The sequence below is a fragment of the Mesobacillus campisalis genome (genome assembly GCF_000986785.1).
Classification (GTDB): domain Bacteria; phylum Bacillota; class Bacilli; order Bacillales; family Cytobacillaceae; genus Mesobacillus_B; species Mesobacillus_B campisalis.
In genome coordinates, this window is the sequence record NZ_LAYY01000005.1 from 1 (window position 1) to 19,939 (window position 19,939).

Annotated in this window: 15 protein-coding genes; 11 read left to right on the forward strand and 4 right to left on the reverse strand. The window is 50.1% G+C overall.

From position 1 onward, the window contains the following. Window positions 1–749: IS3 family transposase (locus WQ57_RS05595; protein ID WP_046522762.1), on the forward strand; the 749-nt coding region annotated here is incomplete at its 5' end. Between the two features lie 262 nt (window positions 750–1,011). Then, window positions 1,012–3,009: a penicillin-binding transpeptidase domain-containing protein gene (locus WQ57_RS05600; RefSeq protein ID WP_046522763.1), complete on the forward strand. Its 1,998-nt coding sequence runs from the start codon at window positions 1,012–1,014 to the stop codon at window positions 3,007–3,009. Window positions 3,010–3,172: 163 nt separating this feature from the next. Here the strand turns inward: WQ57_RS05600 and WQ57_RS05605 are convergent, their stop codons facing one another. From WQ57_RS05605 to WQ57_RS05615, 3 genes are all read right to left on the reverse strand, one after another. Beyond that, a complete protein-coding gene (locus WQ57_RS05605; protein WP_046522764.1) occupies window positions 3,173–4,474 on the reverse strand; it encodes an ABC transporter substrate-binding protein in 1,302 nt (433 codons plus the stop codon). 285 nt (window positions 4,475–4,759) lie between these two features. After that, complete coding sequence (locus tag WQ57_RS05610; RefSeq protein ID WP_046522765.1) at window positions 4,760–5,587, reverse strand: carbohydrate ABC transporter permease; 828 nt, start codon at window positions 5,585–5,587, stop codon at window positions 4,760–4,762. Continuing rightward, the gene (locus WQ57_RS05615) at window positions 5,587–6,552 is read right to left on the reverse strand and encodes a carbohydrate ABC transporter permease (RefSeq protein WP_046522766.1); all 966 of its coding nucleotides are present in this window, start codon (window positions 6,550–6,552) and stop codon (window positions 5,587–5,589) included. The genes WQ57_RS05610 and WQ57_RS05615 overlap by 1 nt, the downstream gene beginning before the upstream one ends. Window positions 6,553–6,714: 162 nt before the next feature. On the opposite strand from WQ57_RS05615, the gene WQ57_RS05620 reads away from it, so the two are divergent. Next, window positions 6,715–8,532: a sensor histidine kinase gene (locus WQ57_RS05620; RefSeq protein WP_241481487.1), complete on the forward strand. Its 1,818-nt coding sequence runs from the start codon at window positions 6,715–6,717 to the stop codon at window positions 8,530–8,532. 5 nt (window positions 8,533–8,537) lie between these two features. Then, entirely contained in the window at window positions 8,538–10,118 is a 1,581-nt protein-coding gene (locus WQ57_RS05625) for a response regulator (RefSeq protein ID WP_046522767.1), read from the forward strand. Between the two features lie 353 nt (window positions 10,119–10,471). Here WQ57_RS05625 and WQ57_RS05630 read toward each other — a convergent pair whose 3' ends face one another. After that, the gene (locus WQ57_RS05630) at window positions 10,472–13,498 is read right to left on the reverse strand and encodes an efflux RND transporter permease subunit (protein WP_046522768.1); all 3,027 of its coding nucleotides are present in this window, start codon (window positions 13,496–13,498) and stop codon (window positions 10,472–10,474) included. Between the two features lie 77 nt (window positions 13,499–13,575). On the opposite strand from WQ57_RS05630, the gene WQ57_RS05635 reads away from it, so the two are divergent. The 7 genes from WQ57_RS05635 to WQ57_RS05665 all read left to right on the forward strand — a co-directional run bounded on the left by WQ57_RS05635 (window position 13,576) and on the right by WQ57_RS05665 (window position 19,902). Next, entirely contained in the window at window positions 13,576–13,800 is a 225-nt protein-coding gene (locus WQ57_RS05635; RefSeq protein ID WP_046522769.1) for a hypothetical protein, read from the forward strand. Window positions 13,801–13,867: 67 nt separating this feature from the next. Continuing rightward, entirely contained in the window at window positions 13,868–14,593 is a 726-nt protein-coding gene (locus WQ57_RS05640; RefSeq protein ID WP_046522770.1) for a ThuA domain-containing protein, read from the forward strand. 1 nt (window position 14,594) lies between these two features. Then, window positions 14,595–15,620 carry a Gfo/Idh/MocA family protein gene (locus WQ57_RS05645; protein WP_046522771.1) on the forward strand — a complete coding sequence of 342 codons (1,026 nt, stop codon included), beginning with the start codon at window positions 14,595–14,597 and terminating at the stop codon, window positions 15,618–15,620. Window positions 15,621–15,633: 13 nt separating this feature from the next. Beyond that, window positions 15,634–16,671 carry a Gfo/Idh/MocA family protein gene (locus tag WQ57_RS05650; RefSeq protein ID WP_046522772.1) on the forward strand — a complete coding sequence of 346 codons (1,038 nt, stop codon included), beginning with the start codon at window positions 15,634–15,636 and terminating at the stop codon, window positions 16,669–16,671. Beyond that, window positions 16,668–17,636, forward strand: coding sequence for a sugar phosphate isomerase/epimerase family protein (locus WQ57_RS05655; RefSeq protein WP_046522773.1), 969 nt, complete (start codon window positions 16,668–16,670; stop codon window positions 17,634–17,636). Before WQ57_RS05650 ends, WQ57_RS05655 begins: the two co-directional genes overlap by 4 nt. 30 nt (window positions 17,637–17,666) lie before the next feature. Continuing rightward, on the forward strand, window positions 17,667–19,337 hold the full coding sequence (locus WQ57_RS05660; RefSeq protein ID WP_046522774.1) for an alpha-glucosidase: 1,671 nt from the start codon (window positions 17,667–17,669) through the stop codon (window positions 19,335–19,337). A gap of 385 nt (window positions 19,338–19,722) precedes the next feature. After that, complete coding sequence (locus WQ57_RS05665; protein ID WP_046522775.1) at window positions 19,723–19,902, forward strand: hypothetical protein; 180 nt, start codon at window positions 19,723–19,725, stop codon at window positions 19,900–19,902. Window positions 19,903–19,939: the final 37 nt, after the last annotated feature.

Below are 19,939 nucleotides of genomic sequence, written 5' to 3' on the forward strand. Positions count from 1 at the left end.
ATGATTGGAAGGATTATGAGTTAATCAAGGAAATCTTTGATTATAAGAAAGGGAGAGCCGGAACCCTTGTAATTAAGATGATTCTAGAGAACGATAAAAATGTAATAATGAATCATAAGAAGATCCGCCGGATTATGAGGAAATTCAACCTCGTAACGAAAATCAGGCAGATGAATCCCTATAGGAAAATGGCAAAGGCCAATCAGGAACACAAGGCTCTTCCAAACATACTCAATAGAGAGTTCGGACAGGATGTACCCGGCAAAGTATACCTTACAGACATCACCTATGTTTACTACGGATCCGGGCGTCCGGCTTACCTTTCATGTGTCAAAGACGTATCCACAAGGGAAATCGTCGCTTATCACCTGTCCACCAATCTTAAGATGGACATTGTTTATCATACACTGAAGAAACTAGGTCAATCTTTTAAGGGAATGGTCCATCCTGGTGCCATCCTCCATTCCGATCAGGGCTTTCATTACACGCACCCTGAATTTCAGAAAAGGGTTAAGAAAATGAAGCTTATCCAGTCTATGTCCCGTAAGGGAAACTGTTGGGATAATGCTCCAATGGAATCCTTCTTTGGGCATTTTAAGGATGAAGTTGACTATGCGGAGTGCCAAACATTCAATGAGCTTAAAAGAATCATTGGAGGTTACATTGAGGAATACAATAACGAGCGTTATCAATGGACTCTAAATAAGATGACCCCGGCACAGTACCGGAGTCATCTGTTAGCTGCATAAAATTCTTACAGGTGCTTTTTTAAACCGTCCACTTTATAGGGCATAGTTCAAAAATCAGCGGGTCTTTTTTAGTGTCTTTCGTGCCTGACCCGCAGTACATTAAACCACTAAAGCGTGCCTGACCCCGGGTGCGGTGAAGCATTAAAGGGTGCCTGACCCCCGGTGGACTAAAGCGCCAAAGTGCACTGCACCCATCCGGCTTTTCACTTGTCCCTCTACTGTGCTTCTGTGGTAAAATTAGTCAGGAGGAGGGGGAGTAGCATTGAAGAAAGCGATCATCATCCTGATGTCCGTATTTATAGCGGTCCTTATTGCCGGCTGCAGCAAGGAGCCTGCACCGGAGGAAAGGTTCTCGCAGTATGTCAAACTATGGAACGATAAGAAGTTTGACGAGATGTACGAGTTTTTATCAGAAACAGCACAGAGTACGGTGACGAAGGAAGAATTCGTTGACCGGTATAATAAAATCTATGAGGACCTGCAGATTGATAATCTGGATGTTCAGTTCAACGAGCCGGAAGACCGGGAGCGGCCGGAGAACGAAGCGGTCTTCCCATTCTCAGCCAAAATGGACAGCGTGGCTGGCCCGATTGAATTCGACCATCAGGCGAGGCTGGTCAAGGAAGAGCGCGATGACAGTCCAAACTGGTATCTTGACTGGAATACCACCTACATTTTCCCTGAGCTTGAAAGCGGGGATAAAATCAGCCTGAATACCATCCCGGCGGAGCGCGGCAGCATTCTTGACCGCCGCGGCAATGAGCTGGCTATCAACGGGTCAGCGATGCAGATCGGCGTCGTGCCGGGCAAGATGGGCGATGACGCCCAAAAGGCCGACAGCATCAAAAAGCTGGCCGAGCTGCTCAATATGAGCGAGGACCAGATCAATAATGCCCTTAATGCGGGCTGGGTAAAAGACGACCTATTTGTACCGCTTAAAAAAATTCCGAAAACCGATGTCGACCTGCAGGAGAAGCTGTTCGCCATTGCCGGAGTGACCAACCAGACAGTCGGTGCCCGGGAATATCCATACGGCGAGGATGTTTCGCACCTTGTTGGCTTTATTGCGCCGGTGACTGCGGAAGATCTGGAGAAACTGGAAGGCAAAGGCTATACCGCGAATGATTATATCGGCAAACGCGGCCTTGAGCAGGTGTATGAGGAAAAATTAAAAGGAACCAATGGTGTCGAAGTTGCGATTGTCAAAGAAGACGGCACGAAGAAACTGCTGGTGGAGCGGCCGGTGGAAAATGGCGAGAATGTCCAGCTGACCATCGATGTTGTGCTGCAGCAGAAGATTTACGACCAGCTGAAAGGGGAGGCCGGCATGGCGGCAGCGATCAACCCGCGTACCGGGGAAACGCTGGCGCTCGTGAGTGCCCCTGGCTTTGACCCGAACGCCGAGACCTTGGGGATGTCTGCCCAGCAGCGCCAAAGCATTGAGGAAGAGCCGCTGAAGCCGTATCTAAACCGCTTCCGGCTGACGTATGTGCCAGGATCAGTCATCAAGCCGGTGACTGCAGCGGTTGGATTGGCAGAAGGAGCGATTGATCTTAACACCGCCTATGAAATCACCGAAAAGCAGTGGCAGCCGGACAGTTCATGGGGCAACTATAAGGTGACCCGCTATTCCGATGTAAAAGGGCAGATTGACCTTGAAAAAGCGTTAATCTACTCGGATAATATCTATTTTGCACGCGCGGCTCTTGAGATTGGCAAGGAGCCATTCCAGGAAGGGCTTAAGAAGTTCGGTTTCGAGGAGTTCGAGTACAGCTATCCGCTGGAGGCTTCAGAAATCGGCGGGCTGGAGAATGAAATTCAGCTGGCAGACTCAGGCTATGGCCAGGGCCAGGTTGAGATGAACATCCTGCATTTGGCAGCCACCTATACGCCATTTGTCAATAATGGAAACCTGATCAAGCCGGTGCTGCTGGCAGAAGAGCAGCATGGCGAGGTCTTGCAGGAAGGCTTAATCAGTGCCGAGCAGGCCTCGGCCATCAATTCGATGCTGGAGAAGGTGGTCTCCGATCCGAAGGGCACTGCGCACTTTGCCCGGATGGACCAGCCATTCGCCGGCAAGACCGGAACGGCCGAGATTAAAGCCGCCCAGGGCGAAAAAGGCCGAGAGCTAGGCTGGTTTGTCGGCTACAACCCGGAAGCGCCTGACCTGCTGATCTCCATGATGGTCGAAGACGTCCAGGAAGGTGCAGGCTCACGCGAAGCCGTTGACCGGGTAAGAAACGTATTTTTAGCACAGTAAAAACACTGAACGGTGCCTTCACTCCGCTAAAGAGCGCCTTCACTCCACTAAAGGGTGCCTGACCCCGGGTGCGGTGAAGCGTTAAAGAGTGCCTGACCCCGCAACAAACAAAAACCCCTGAGGACAATCCGGTCCTCAGGGGTTTTGTGTGTCTGCATATAGCTTACTTCTTCAATTTCGCCCATGTGCTGTCCATGGCTTTCATGGCTTCTTCGGCTGTGGATTTGCCGGCGACATAGGATTGGAGAGCGGCTCCGAATTCCTGGCCTGCGCCATCTGGGTACTTCATGAACTGCCACTGGTAGGTTTGGCCTTCCTGGGAGTATTTCAGCAGGTCAGCGCCCAGTGGGCCGATGTCTTCCGCTTTGGCTTCAATCGATTTGAAAGCAGGGATGTACTTGAATTCTTCTGTCAAAGCACGCTTGCCTTCTTCAGATGACACCATCCAATTGAGGAAGTCTTTCGCTGCTTCTTTGTCAGCATCAGGAGCGCCGTTGTAGACAACCCAGTTGCTTGGTACGTCAACCATGACCTTGCCGGCTTTCTCAGGGTCGTCGTTCAAAGGCATTGGGATGAAGCCTACTTCCATGTCAGGGGAAATCTTGTCAATCATCGGCTGGATCCAGTTTCCTTGCTGAGTCATTGCGGCTTCACCAGTCGCAAATAGGGTGACTTGTGTGTTGTAGTCTGTTGTTAATGGATTCTTGTTGCCATACTTCATTGTCAAATCAAGCAATTCAAAGTACTGCTTAAAGTGCTCGTTGCCTTCAATCTTGGCAGAGCCATCGTTCAATCCGGCGATGAACTTGTCGGCATTATCCTGGTAGGCGAATGGAACGTTCAAGCCGTGGTTCGCCAGTACCCACCACTCGGCATAGCCGATTGAGAATGGAGTGATTCCGGCAGCATCCAGCTTCTTCGCTGCTTCTTCAAGCTCGGAAAGAGTTTTAGGCAGCTCGGAGATGCCTGCTTTTTCAAATAGCGCCTTGTTGTAGGCGAAACCGTAGCCTTCCATGTTCAACGGCATTCCGTACACTTTCCCGTCAATCGTCATGCCGTCGAGCGTGCCTTCAAATGCGTCCTCCACCCAAGGCTGGTCGGAAAGGTCTTCAAATTTATCAAGCCATACCTGTGCAGCCTGGTCGCCGTCATTTGTGAAAATATCAGGCGCATTGTTGGATGCAAATTTAGCTTTCAAGGCTGCCGCACCATCAGCGCCGCCGCCGACTGTTTCAATATTGAAGGTTACATTCGGGTTTTGCTTTGTATATTCATCTGTCAACGCTTTCAATTGGTCTGCGATTTCTACTTTGCCCTGGAAAATATCGACGACGACTTTATCGCCAGTGCTTTCGCCATTCTTTTCCGTGCCTTGTGTCGTATCGTTGCCGCCGCAAGCGGAAAGAAGAAGGGATGCGGATAAAACGCCTGCTGCAATTGAGTACTTTTTCATTTTGAACGCCATGTTCTTTTACCCCCATTAAATAGTTTGTTAAATAAAAAGTATAGATTATTGCTCTTAGATAACTGTCCAGCTCCAGCGCCTAGCCCCTCGAGGTCATAAGCCACTCCGGAATTGAAGGCAAAGGACGCCTTCTATTCCGGAGCGTCTTATGCTTGTCCGGGCTGACCAAGGCGCTTCCGCCTTTCTAATTTCCTGCCGGCTTTGCACCCAGCCGGCAAGAAAAGATGACCTTTTATCAGAAACTGCTTGTTGCCTTGCTTGTAAAAGCTCCTAAACTCGTTAACTCTACTTAATCGACCCGCTCGTAATGCCTTTGATGATGTGCTTTTGCATCGAGAAGAAGAAGATCAGCAATGGAATGATGCTGAGCACGAGTCCGGCAAGGGCCAGATCCCACTGCTTTGTATACTGGCCGAAGAAGAAGAACGTTGCCAGCGGAATCGTCCGCAATTCCGGATCCTGCAGGACCAGGGATGGAAGCAGGAAGTCATTCCAGATCCATAAAGAGTTCAGGATCATCACCGTCACTGTGATTGGCTTTAAAAGCGGGAAGACGATTCTCCAGAACACTCCGAATGGAGAGCAGCCATCGATGATTGCGGCTTCTTCAAGCTCAACCGGGATGTTTTTAATAAAACCGTGATAAAGGAAGATGGTCATGCCGGAGCCGAAGCCAAGGTACATGATGACCAGGCCCCACATGCTGTTCAGCATCCCGAGGTTTCCAGCTGTTTTGATCAGCGGAATCATGATCGATTGGAACGGGATTACCATCGCAGCGACAAAAGTCATAAAGATGATGTTGCTAATCTTCTTTTTCGTCCGAACCAGCATGTAGGCGGCCATCGAACAGAAGATAATCAGGACCACGTTGCTTGCGACTGTAATGATCAGCGAGTTGGTGAACACCCTGAGGTAGTCCAGCTTCTCGAACGCCTGCACATAGTTGGAAAACTGCAGGACCGTTGGCAGTGCGGATGTGTTCGTTAAAATTTCGGCAAAGGTTTTAAGAGAGTTTGAGACAACATAATAGAATGGGACAAGGAAGATGAGCCCGAGCACAATCGCAACAATCTCGACGATGAACGTCCTTCCTGTATACTTGTTTTCCATCAGGATTCAACCTCCCTTTTCTTCGTGATGCTCACCTGGATGACCGTAATGGCGGCGACAACCAGGAAGAAGATCAATGCTTTTGCTTCTCCGAGTCCGTAGCGGTTATTGACAAAAGCTTCTGTATAGATGTTCAGCGCGAGCATTTCGGTGGATTTGAACGGTCCGCCGTTTGTCAGCGACAGGTTGACATCGAAAATCTTGAATGAGGACGAAATCGTTAAAAATAAGCAGATGGTGACAGCTGGCGCGACCATTGGCATCGTGATGTGGCGCAATACCTGAAAGCGGCTCGCACCGTCAATCTTGGCGGCCTCGACAATATCCTGCGGTACATTCTGCAGCGCGGCCAAGTAGATGAGCATGATGTAGCCGGCTCCCTGCCAGACAGAAACAATGACGATTCCCCAGAACGCCGTATTTTCATCTCCGAGCCATGGAAGTTCAAACAGCGACCAGCCAGTGGCTGCACCGATGCTCTGGAATCCTCTGATGAAAATGAACTGCCAGATGAAACCGAGCAAAAGTCCGCCGATCAGGTTTGGCAGGAAGAACACGGTCCGCAGGATGTTCCTTGTTTTTAGCATCTGTGACACAAGCAAAGCCAGGCCGAACCCGACAATGTTGGTCAGCACAATTGCGACGACCGTATATTTTATCGTTAAAAGGAAGGATTGCTGGAACTGCTTGTCCTCGGTGAACAGATACTTGAAGTTGTCCAATCCTACCCAGGTGACATTCCCGGTCACGCCGTTCCAGTCGGTGAAGGCGTAATAGACACCTGTCAGGAACGGAATCAGGACAATGACGGAAAAGGCCAGAAAGGCGGGTCCGACAAACAAAGCGAAAAGTCCGGCTTTTTTCAGCTTTTTGCTGTTTAGAAATGATGTTGGTTTGGATGCGTTTGCAATAGTTTGACCAAGAGAGGTCGAATTTGTATTTTCCAGTTTAGTATGATTACTCATCAACTGCACCTCCGATACTCCTTATTTTAAAGATTGGGCAAATTTATGAAACGGCTTACATTGACCAAAAAGGTGGAAAATATTGAACTATCAATTTTGACCACCCTGAATAAAAACGCTACAATAAGTAAAATTATTTCATATTTTGACAAGCGGAAGAGGGTGCCAAACCGCATGGGCTGGAGCATCAGAAAAAAATTAATCATCTTCCTGCTGGCGGTTACGGTCCTGCCGTCCAGCTTTGCGATCGCCGTTACGTACTGGTACACAACCACGGCCCTGAACGAGAATTTTGTTTCCAGGAACCAGGAGGTGATTGCAGCCGGCAAGGAGGACATCTCCACCTATCTTCAGGATTTTTCCTATTTGACGACAACTCTTTACAGGTACACGCCGCTGATGAATGTGCTGCGGGATGGCGTTTCGGAGAATCTGATTTCAAACCAGGAAGAAATCAACCGGATCATGGCTTATTTGTACAGCACCCGGCCGGAGATCGAGCAGATGCATCTGTATATCCATGAAGGCAAGGATTCCTATACAAACTATCATTCGGCCCTGAGCGGCCGCGGCCATTATGAGAATGTGGATGACCACCCGTATTACGCGAAGCTGAGCCAGCTGCCTCCGGGCCAGAACATGCTGATTGAGCCTCCGCATGAAATCTACAGCTATAACAATCTTTCGCTGATCCCGGAATCGCAAAAGGCAAATGTAATCTCTTTTCACAGCCTGATCAGGGATGTACCGCTCGATGATCCGCTGGCGTTTTTGTCTTTTGATGTGAATCTGTCAAGAATCCAATCGATTGCCGATCAGCTGTATGTAAAAAATACCGAGGACTTTTACCTGATGAATGAAGAAGGTTTGATTGTCTATTCTTCCGAGGAAGAGCGGATCGGACAAACCAACAGTGATGAGTGGTACCGAGAGCTGAATCAGGCGGGCGGCAGCCTGGAATGGAGTTCTGGGGATTTTGATGGTGTCATCGTATATGACAGCTTTGCTGGACCCTCGGGAGACTGGCGCATCGCCAAGAGGATTCCGTATGATCTTCTCTACCAGGGCGCAAGGGAAACGGCCTTCATGAATATTTTGATCGGCCTTCTCTCGCTCGTGATCGTGGTGCTGGCGACGATGTTGATCTCCTTCAAGTTCACAGAGCCAATTAAAGTTCTCATTGCCAATATGAAAAGAGTGGAGAAGGGGGAATTCAAGGCCGACTTTGATTCCCTCGGGAATGATGAATTCGGCATGCTCGGCAAACATTTTAAAAAGATGATCGCCACCATCAATGACCTGATAGAGCGCGAATACAAGCTGGAAATCGAAAACAAGTCAAGCCAGCTGCGGGTACTGCAGTCACAAGTGAATCCGCATTTTCTCTATAATTCGCTCCAGTCAATCGGCACGCTCGCTTTGAAGCACAAAGCGGTTCCCGTCTATTCCCTCCTGACGTCGCTGGCGAAGATGATGAGATACAGCATGAATGTCAATGTGCATATCGTTCCTTTTAAACAGGAAATGGAGCATGTAAAATCGTATCTTGACCTGCAGAAACAGCGCTTTGGCGACCGGTTTGAATACAGGTTCGACATCAAGCATGATGTGGAGAACATCGAAGTGCCGAAGATGATTTTGCAGCCGATTGTTGAAAATAGTTTTAAGCATGGCTTTGACCAAAGCGACGAGAATTCCTGGGTTGAGATTGGCGCCTCCCTCGAGGAAGGGGACATCCTGAGGATCACCATTGCCGATAATGGTGAAGGAATTTCCGCGGACGATGCCGAAAAGCTGCAGGAAGGCTTGGCACAAGCCCCGAAAGCGGGTCCCGAAGGCGAAAGCATCGGTCTCCGGAATATCTATGAACGCCTGCAGATCTACTATCAAAATTCAGCAGAAATGAAGATTGAAGGAGGGGAGGATGGAGGTTTTTCCGTGACCATCCTCATTCCAGCACAAATTTCGAAGGAGGTGTGAAGTTCATGAAAGCATTGATCGTGGATGATGAACAGCATGTGAGGGAGGCCATCAGGCTGCTCGCAGAATGGGAAGCACAGGGGATCGCCGAAATTTATGAAGCAAAAAATGGCGAGGAAGCGATCGAGCTCATTCAGCAGCATAAGCCGGAGATCATTTTTACCGATATGAAAATGCCGAAGAAGGACGGCATCGGGCTGCTGGAGTGGATTAAGGAGCACATGCCCGACAGCAAGACGATCGTTGTCACCGGCTATGATGACTATCATTATATGAGGAAAGCGATCCACTTTGGCAGCCATGATTACCTCCTGAAGCCGGTTGACCCCGAGATTCTCAATCAGACGCTCACCAATGCCGTGAAGGAATGGAACAAGGAAGAAGCCGGGCGCAGCAAGGAAAAAAGCAGCACCCAGCTCCTGAATGAGATGAAGCCCGTCTACCGCGACCGGATGCTCACCAAGCTTTTCACCTCTTCTGATATAAAAAAAGAGCAGTACGAGGAGCTCGGTTTTCAGTCTTCGGGAAAATATGTGACCGCAGTCGTGAAGCTGAGCGGGAAAATGATCAAAAACTTCGGCCATGACCGCGACCTGGCGTATTTTACGGTGCTGAATGTGATCAATGAAGTGCTGTCTACGGAGGACTGCGGCATCGCCTTTCGCTATCTGGCGCAAAAAGGCCAGGTGGCTATCATCCTCTGGGACCAATTTGACCAATTGGAAGAATTGCTGCGCCGGATTTACCGGTCCCTAAAGCAAGCGGTAAAATTCAGCTGTCCCATTGCAGCTGGCCCTCCAGTCTGCGAGATTTCCTCCCTGATGGATTCGTATGCTGAGGCAAACGAGGTGCTCCTCAGCCAAAACCTGTTGGATGTAAAAGAAGTGCGGGTCTACACAAGGGGTGATGAAAGCGAGCACTCATTGCCGTCGCTGATGGCCTATGCGCCGGGAATCGAGCTCGCCGTTCAGGCCGGAGAGGAAAGCGCCTTTGATGAGCTGATTGAAGAAGTGACACAGGAAATGACGAAAGGGAATTTTCTCTCGCTCAGGCAGCTGCTGCATATGGAAAAAGAGTATCAGGTGATATGTGCACAGTGGCTGAAGCGCTACAACCTTGCCTTTGCTGTTCAAGATGAGGCAGAGAAACAGATTGAGCCCTTTTTTGATAAAGACGGCCATTTTCACCTGGAGCAATATGTGGACCGGAAAAAACGCGAGATTTCGATTTTCCTGGAGTCGATCAGGCGCGAAAGTAAGCTTGAAAAGAAAAACATCATCTATGAGATTGAAACCTATTTGCAGAATAATTTTGACCGGGATGTGAAGCTCCAGGAAATCGCCGACCAGTTTTACATCAGCCGGGAATACATCTCACGCAAGTTCAAGCAGGAATTCGGCGAAAACATCTCCGATTATATCGTCAAATACCGCATTAAAAAGGCAAAATCGCTTTTGAAAAATAGCCAGCTGAAGGTATTTGAGATTGCCAACATGGTTGGCTACCAGGATGATAAGTATTTTAGGAAAGTATTTAAAAAAGTCGAAGGCATCACGCCGAACGAATATCGGCAGGGGAAGAGATAGTGTCCCCTGCTTTTTTATTTGCCTAGGCTGTGGGAGCGGTCAAGGCTGTATCCCAAGTAACCATCAGAGGTAAAATAGGCGGAGATTTTCCGGCTAAACGCGGAATGGAAGTGTTTTTCGGGTAAATAAGGGGAGGTTTTCCGGTTATGCAAAGCAAAATACCCCATTTTTGATGTTTTTCAATTCAATAGGCGGAATCTCTCCGTCTATTTAAGCGCTTTTTTATCTTAATTACGAATTAAGCGGAGTTTTTCCGTCTATGTAATGGACTAAGCATCCATAAAAAAAGCAAAGCCAACTCAGACGTCGAATGGCTTTGCTTTTTTATTTGCTGGTTCCTAGACTTCTTATGATTACTGTTCTTGTTCGGCCGCCTCTGCCTTCAGCTGGCGTTCTTTCCTTGATTTCCTGTAATGAAGCAGTTCATAGACTACCGGAATCACCACAAGGGTGAGAAGCGTTGCCACGGCCAGGCCTCCGATGACCACAACGGCCAGGCTCTGGGAGACAAGCACGCCGGATTCGGCCTTTTTGAAGAGGAGCGGCAGCATCGCGCAAATGGTCGCCACCGCTGTCATCAAAATTGGCCTCATCCGCACTGCTGCGGCTTCCACGATGGATTCGCGAATGCTCATTTTCTTTTCGTTCTGCTTAACCCGGTCAAGAAGCACAATCGCATTGGTGACGACAATCCCGATCAGCATGAGCGCCCCCAGGAGCGCGGTGATGTCGACGGCTATCCTGCTCACGAGGAGGCCGAGAATCGCCCCGATGGCTGCGAGAGGAAGCGAGAACAGGATTGCAATCGGCGCACGGATCGTCTTGAAGGTAATGACCATGATTAAAAACACAATCCCGACGGAAGCCGCCATCGTGATGAACAGGTCGGTGAAGTCGTCGCTCTGCTGGACGCTCGCTCCTCCGACGGCCACTTCCACTTCTTTTGGAAGGTCAAGGCCCCCTTTGTCCTTCCCAGCGAACAGGAGCGTGTTCATTTCCGCAGCGATGTCGGAAATCTTCCCGGAATCGACGACTCCGCTCACCCGTGCATAGAGAACCCCGTCTTTATGGTAGAGACTTGTTGGTTCTTCCTTTCCCTGAAGTTTGGCCACCTCTGATATTGGCTTCGGCCCCTGGTGCGCAAGGACGGTGATGTCATTCAGATCGTCAGGTTGTTTCGGGTCAAGGAGAGGTTCCACGAAAACAGGGGTTTTCTGTCCCTGCAGCTCGACGGCGCCAATCGGAACGCGGTTCAGCATGAGAGAGAGCTGCTGGGCCACTTGCTGGGCGTTCGCTTCCTCGGGTCGGACCTCGAATGAGTATACCATTTTCTTTTCTTCCAGATTGGTGGAGACCGATTCCACCCCTTCGATGCCAGACAATGCCTTTTTGATTTCATTGGCCGCCAATTCAATCTCTTCAATAGAATCTCCGAGGACGTCGACCGTGATTTCAGACGAGGAAGCGCCCATCATGCTGGCCGCGGCCACGGTGAGTTCCGCGCCAGGGTAGTTATCTTTCTGTTCCTCGATCGCGGAAAGGAGCGCATGCGTTTTATCCTTTTCCTTCAGGATGATTGAAAAGCTGGTTTGTGTGGGGGATCCTACCTGGCCAAATTGGGCGGCTTCCGCTGAATTCCCCATCTGGGTGATGTTGTAGAGCACTTCTTCCCTTCCGAGAATGAACTTCTCCAGCTCAAGAGAATTTTCCCTTACTTCCTCCACCGGAGTGGTGTTCGGGTAGGCAAGGGTCGCGACCACAAAATCCGCTCCCGACGAGTCAACGGCTCCTTTTGGCATGGCAAAGTAGGTGCCAATCGACCCGGCAAACAGGAATCCCGATACAAGCAGGATGGTTTTCTTGTGATCCAGCGACCAGGAAACGAAATTCGTAAAAGCGGCCGGCGGTTTGTGTTCCGGCAATTTCGCGTTCTTCAGCAGCCCTGCGCTCATGACGGGAACCACGGTGAGGGCCACGACCAGGGAAGCCAGGAGCGAATAGGTGACCGTCAAGGCGAATGGCAGGACGAACTCCTGAAGCGACCCGCTCACAAGGCCAATCGGGAGGAAAACGGCAACCGTCGTCAAGGTCGAGGAAGTGATGGCGCTGCCCACTTCCTTTGTGGCCACCATGATCATCGAGACCGAGAAAGGCTCGCTTTGCCTTTTCCGGAAAATGTTCTCAATCACCACGATGCTGTCGTCCACAAGACGTCCGACCGCCACCGCCACCCCGCCGAGGGTGAGGATGTTCAGAGTGATGCCGGACCGCGACAATAGAAACAGCGTGAAGCAAAGGGACAATGGGATGGATACAATGGTAATCACCGTGGAACGGACATTCCGGAGGAACACCATGATGACGATGGTGGCAAACAGGGCCCCGAGTAGAACTTCCTTCATCATCGTGTGCACCGAGTTCTGAATCATCTCCCCTGTATCCAGCACAACGGTTGTTTCCTGCTGCTTGAATTTTTTGTTCAGTTTCTCGGCAGCAGCGGCTACTTCCTTTGTCACACTCACCGCATTGGAACTTGTGTCTTTCGTCACAACGATAAACAGGCCTTCTTCTCCGTTGATATGGTTAAGCGCGTTACTTGAAGAGGATTCCTTCACAGTCGCGATGTCTTTTAGCAGGACGCCCGGGGTAACAGGGAGCTTCCCCAGCTCTTCAAGGCTTCCTATGTTTCCGATGACCTTGATATTGGCAGCTTCTCCGTTAAGCGTCTTTCCTCCTACCGCCGCAGAGGTGTCATGTCCCTGAAGGACTCCGAGAAACTGTTGGAGGGTGACCCCGTTTTCGGCCATCTCCTTTTCCTTCAGCTCAAGGGAAACGGAAGAAGAGGAGGTCCCCATCACCTGGACGCTGCCCACTCCCTTGATGCTTTTAAAAGAAGGAAGGATCTCCTTCTCGGCGAATTCGATGTTCTCAGGCGTGACCCCTCCGCCGAAGGTGACCGTAATTTGGGAAATCGGGATCATGCTGGTGTTCAGCTGCACTATATGGGGTTTGCTTACGTTTGTCGGAAGCGTGAGGGAGGAGATGGCTTCCTGCACGTCCGTTTTCGCTTCTTTCATCGGTGTTTTCGATTCGAAGAAGATATCCGTTTTCGAATATCCGTCCCCGGTGGTAGAAAAAACGTTTTTCTTTCCTGCTATTCCGGATAGTGCGCTTTCAATGGGTTCTGTTACGCTTTCGCGCATCGTCTCCGCGTCACTTCCATCCCCCATGACCACGACGGTCACCTGAGGCTGGTCGGCCGCAGGAAGGAACTCCATCGGCATGGTGGTGTAGCTGATCAGTCCAAGCCCCATGATCAGGATGGACAAGATGGCGACAGCAGCTTTGTTTTTAAAAGACCATTTTGTAAACCAAGACATTTCTTCTTTCCCCTCTCCTGGCAAACGCCGCTATGTAAGACAGGATAAGATATGATTCTTTGTAAGGAAAAAGAACCATGAAAAAAGACATGATTAAGTTTGTTGTAGGTGTCGACAGTTTTGTCGTGAATGAATTTGATTATCTCGTAAAAAGGTGGAACTTTGTCGTGAATGAACTGAATTTTGTCGTAAGAAGGTGGGGCTTTGTCATAAAGCCTGGAGTTTTTGCAGTAAAAGTTGAAGGTGATTTCAACCCAATCCACCCCACAGTTCAATATTTTCCACCCTATGTGTCAATGTAAGCCGTTTCATTCTGTGTTGTAACCTCTAAAATAAGGGTAAATGAAACCTAAAAAGGAGTGGTTTGAAATGGTAAAAGTAACCGTCTGGAATGAAAATCGGCATGAGCAGAAAAATCCGGTTGTGCGGGATCTTTATCCGAAGGGCATCCACGGCGCGATTGCGGAGTTTTTACAGGGAGCGGGATTTGAGGCAGGGACGGCAACGCTTGATGAGCCGGAGCATGGACTGACAGATGAGGTCCTGGCAAACACCGATGTTTTAGTGTGGTGGGGGCACCTGGCGCACGGCGAAGTGAAGGATGAAATCGTCCAGAAGGTGCAGCAGCGCGTTTTGGATGGCATGGGTTTGATTGTGCTGCATTCAGGCCATTTCTCCAAGATTTTCAAAACGCTGATGGGAACGAGCTGCGACCTAAAATGGCGTGAAGCCGATGAAAAGGAACGCCTCTGGGTCGTGAGTCCGAGCCATCCGATCGTCGAGGGAATCGGGGAATATATTGAACTTGAGAGGGAAGAAATGTATGGCGAGCATTTTGACATCCCGCAGCCGGACGAGCTGATTTTCACAAGCTGGTTTGAAGGCGGCGAAGTGTTCCGCAGCGGCTGCACGTACACTCGCGGCAACGGAAAGGTGTTCTACTTCCGCCCGGGCCATGAAACATACCCAACCTACCATAATGAGCAAATTCAGCGCGTCATCATCAACGCAGTAGAATGGGCGAAGCCGTTGAAGCGTGAGCGCCCTGTGTACGGAAATGCAAAACCACTGGAAGAAATCAAGGGGGAGAAATAGAATGGCAAAGCTTAGAATCGGAGTCATTGGTGCAGGAAGCATTGCGCAGCACCGCCATCTGCCGGAATATGCTACCAACCAGCTGGCGGAGATTGTGGCTGTTTGCGACATTAACCAGGAACGGGCGGCCGAGGTTGCTGAAAAATACGGCGCCAAAGCTTATACAGACTATCAGGAGCTTTTAAAAAGCGGCGAAGTCGATGCGGTGAGCGTTTGTACGCCAAACTATCTTCATGCCCCGATTTCCATAGCAGCCCTTGAAGCCGGCCTGCATGTGCTTTGTGAAAAGCCGATGGCTACTTCAAAAGCAGAAGCAGAGAGCATGATTGCAGCAGCAGAGAAAAACGGCAAGAAACTGATGATCGCCCACAACCAGCGCTTTGTTCCTTCCCACCAAAAAGCGCGCCAGCTGATTGCAAGCGGAGACCTCGGCAAGATTTACAGCTTCCGCACGGCATTCGGACATGGCGGCCCGGAAGGCTGGAGCGTCGAAGGCAAGGAAGGCTGGTTCTTCCAGAAGGAAAAAGCGTTTGTCGGGGCGATGGGTGACCTTGGGGTCCATAAAACCGACCTGATCCGCTATCTGCTTGGCGAAGAGATTACCGAAGTCGGCGCGTTTGTTCAAACAAGTGCAAAGGATTTTGCCACTGTCGATGACAACGCGGTCTGTGTGCTGAAGACGGAAAGCGGCATTATTGGCACGCTTGCGGCCAGCTGGGCGTATAACGGCAGAGAAGACAATTCGACGATCATTTATGGTGAAAAAGGGACACTGCGGCTGGAAGACGACCCGAATTACTCGCTCGTTGCGTTATACAGCACAGGTGAAGTGGTGAACTACCAGCTTGGGAAAATCCAGTCGAATGACGAAGGCGGGCAAAAGAACTCGCATGTAATTGAAAAGTTTGTGGACTGCGTTATCAATAATGAAGCACCGCCGGTTTCAGGGGAAGAGGGCATGAAGTCACTGTCTGTCATCCTTGCGGCGCTGGAATCAAACGAGAGTAAGAGAATAACAGAAGTATAGAGGTGTTTGGACCATGAAGAAACTTCGAATCGGAATCATCGGGGTTGGCGGCATTGCGACGGGCCGCCATATCCCGGCTTTCTCCCAGCTTGGCGAAGTATGTGAAATCATGGCGCTCAGCGACATTAACGTGGCTCGGGCGCAGGCGGTGGCGGCGGAATACCAGATTCCCCATGTGTTTGAAAACTACCATGATGTTTTTAAAGAAGTGGATGCCGTCGTCATCTGTACCCCGAATAAATTCCACGCGGAAATCACGGTCGCGGCGTTTGATGCAGGCGTCCATGTGCTGTGCGAAAAGCCGATGGCCCTTTCGGCGGCAGAGTGCGAGGCGATGCTTGCCGCCTCGAGGCGTGCCGGTAAAGTGCTGGCGATTGCCTATCACTACCGGTTCAGGCAGGAAGCGCAAGTGGCCAAGAACATGATGCAGGAAGTCGGCACACCGCTTGTGGCCCGCGTGAAAGCACTCCGGCGCCGCAAAGTTCCCGGCTGGGGCGTTTTTACCAATAAAGAGCTGCAGGGCGGCGGAAGTTTGATCGATTACGGCTGCCATCTCCTTGACCTGGCTTTATGGCTGATGGGAAATCCGAAGCAGGTTTCTGTGAGCGGCCGCGCGTACAATGTGCTCAGCAAAATCCCGGGACAGGTGAACCAGTGGGGAGCATTCGACTACAGCACCTTTGATGTCGATGACCATGTGACCGCCTATATCACGTTTGAAAATGGCGCTTCGATGCTGTTTGAAACATCGTGGGCGGCGAACGTCAAGGACGATGAAGAGCATGTCAGCATCTCCGGTGTCGAAGGCGGCGTGAACGTTTTCCCGCTTGAGCTTTATACGACGAAAAACGGCATGCTGATGAACAGCCAGCCACTGCTCGTGCCGGTGGAGAAAAATGACGGACTTCCCCAGGCACGGAATTTTATCGGCGCCTGCCTTGGCGTCGAGGAGCTGGTCGTCAAGCCGGAGGAAGCACTGCAGGTTTCCGAGATTATCGACGGAATCTATAAAAGCAATGAAACCCTAAGCCGAAAGGAGACTCCACAATGAAACTAGGAGTATTTACCGTGTTGTTTGCCGACAAATCGTTTGAGGATATGCTGGATACCGTCAAGGCCGCCGGGCTGCATGCGGTTGAAATCGGGACCGGCTGCTATCCGGGAAACAGCCATTGCGATCTGGATGCACTGCTGGAAAGTGAAGAAGCACGCAAAGAGTATATCGGGAAAGTCACCGAGCGCGGCTTGATGATCTCGGCGTTCAGTTGCCACGGCAACCCGATTTCCCCGGAAGCCGGTTTTGCGAAAGAGTCGGATGAAACGCTGCGTAAAACGATCAAGCTGGCTTCGCTCTTGGGCGTGCCGGTTGTCAACTGCTTCTCCGGAACGGCGGGCGACCATGAAGGCGCCAAGTTTCCGAACTGGCCTGTGACGCCATGGCCGAACGAGTATGGCGATGTGCTGAAGTGGCAGTGGGAAGAAAAGCTGATTCCCTACTGGAAGGAAGTCGGGCAGCTGGCTAAGGATCATGATGTTAAAATCGGCCTGGAACTGCACGGCGGATTTCTTGTGCACACGCCGTACACTCTGTTAAAATTGCGTGAGGAAACGTGCGACGCCATTGGGGCCAACCTTGACCCAAGCCATCTTTGGTGGCAGGGCATCGACCCGGTTGCCGCGATTAAAATCCTCGCAAAAGAAAACGCCATCCATCATTTCCATGCGAAAGACACCTATATCGACCAGGAAAATGTCAATATGTATGGACTGACGGATATGCAGCCTTATGGAGAAGTGCAAACGCGTGCATGGACATTTCGGTCGGTCGGCTGCGGCCATGACTTGAAGGAATGGTCCGATATGATGAGCGCACTCCGGACATATGGCTATGATTATGTGGTCAGCATTGAGCATGAAGACCCGATCATGTCGATCCAGGAAGGCTTTGGCCGGGCCGTTACCAATTTAAAAACAATATTAATAGAAGAATCACCTTCCCAAATGTGGTGGGTGTAAAAATAGACTACATGTTATAGAGGTGCAGCGATGAGTAAAAAGTGGTGGAAAGAAAGTGTGGCATATCAGGTTTACCCCAGGAGCTTTATGGATAGCAACGGGGACGGAATTGGCGACCTGAAAGGAGTTACTTCCAAACTCGACTATCTGAAGGAACTGGGAATCGATGTCATCTGGCTTTCCCCCATGTACAAGTCGCCGAATGATGACAATGGCTATGATATTTCCGATTATCATGACATCATGGATGAGTTCGGCACGATGGAGGACTTCAATGAACTGCTTGAAGGCGTCCATGAGCGCGGCATGAAGCTGATCCTTGACCTTGTGATCAACCATACAAGCGATGAGCATCCATGGTTCATCGAGTCGCGCTCTTCAAAGGACAGCCCGAAGCGCGACTGGTACATCTGGAGCGACGGCAAGGATGGAAAAGAGCCGAACAACTGGGAATCGATTTTCAGCGGCCCGGCCTGGAAGTATGACGAAGAAACACAGCAGTATTTTATGCACATCTTCTCGACACGCCAGCCGGATTTGAACTGGGAGAACCCTGAAGTGAGGACCGCCCTGGAAGATATGGTCAACTGGTGGCTGGATAAGGGAATTGACGGCTTCCGCGTCGACGCGATTTCGCATATAAAAAAGAAGCCGGGCTTCCCTGACCTGCCGAATCCGCATGAGCTCGACTATGTTCCGGCGTTCGACTATATGATGAACGTGGATGGCATTGACGAGTTTTTGTCGGAGTTCACGGCGAAGACGATTAAAAAGTATGATGTGATGACCGTCGGCGAAGCGAATGGCGTCACCTTGGAAGATGCGGACCGCTGGGTCGGCGAGGACAATGGCTATTTTAATATGATCTTCCAGTTCGAGTTCCTGGATCTTTGGGACAAGAACACAAAGGAAAGAGTCGATGTGGTGGCGCTGAAAAAGGCGCTGTCCAAATGGCAGAACGGCCTTGAAGGACGCGGCTGGAACGCCTTGTTCATCGAGAACCATGACCAGCCTCGCCGGGTCTCAAGCTGGGGCCATGACGGGAAGTACTGGAAGGAAAGCGCGAAAATGCTGGGCGCCCTGTATTTCCTGATGAAAGGCACGCCGTTCATCTATCAGGGACAGGAAATCGGCATGACCAATGTCAAGTATCCGTCGATCGAGGACTATGATGATGTCGGCATGGTCAACTACCATGCGGTCGAGACTGCCAAGGGACGCTCGCACGACGAAATCATGGATGTTGTCTGGAGACGCAGCCGCGACAACTCACGGACGCCGATGCAGTGGGATGCTTCCCACATGGCTGGATTTACGACTGGGGATTCGACCTGGCTGGGCATGAATCCAAACTATGAAAGCATCAACGTAGAGAGCCAGCTGAAGGATGAAGATTCGATTCTTCACTTCTATAAAAAGCTGATTAGGTTGCGGAAGGAAAACCCGCTGTTCGTTTACGGAAAATACCAGCTGCATCACCACAACCATCCGAAGCTGTATGTGTATACAAGGACAATGGGTAGCAAAAGGGCAATTGTCATCTCTAACTTCCACGGCACCCCAACCCGGTTCAAAGTGCCAACCGGATTGAAATACAGAGACTCCAGGCTGATCCTCAGCAACTACAGCCACGCCGAAAGCAGACTGCCAAAAAACACCACCCTAAAACCATGGGAAACAAGAGTCTACTTTTTGAAGTAAAGTGCTAAAGGGTGCTTCACTACACTAAAGGGTGCCTGACCCTCAGTGCTGTGCAGTACTAAAGAGTGCCTGACCCCGACAGACGGAGATTCCGTCTGTTTTTTTGTGGCAATTTCGGTGCTTGGAATAGATTGCTTAGAATAGTATTTTCACCTACCAGCATAGTGAAAACCCTCTCTGTACAACCTGTTTGCGAGGAGAGACTAGCCCTATTGACATGTTTTTGGAATTTTTTTTTATATTGCTTGACCAGAATCCTAATAGTATGGATAATTATAAATTATCTAAATATTGTATAAATTATTTCGATAGGAGGCCTGCAACGCAAAGTTGGGGTTCAATCTTTGGACAAGTTTGGTAGCGCTTACAAAGGAGGAGATAATATATGATTTTTTGGCTGTTGATTTTAATAACGATTTTTTCCGTGGTGATGGCGCTGAGGCGGAACAAAACGTTTTTCCTGTTTGTGCCGTTCCTGAGCATTTTCCTGTACTTCCTGGTGGAAATCCTGATGGTGCCCGCACCATTCTTTGATACAGTCAAATTCATCTTCAGCTTGAGCTAGCCCGGCATCAGGATAAGAAAAAAGGGAGGGAGGCATT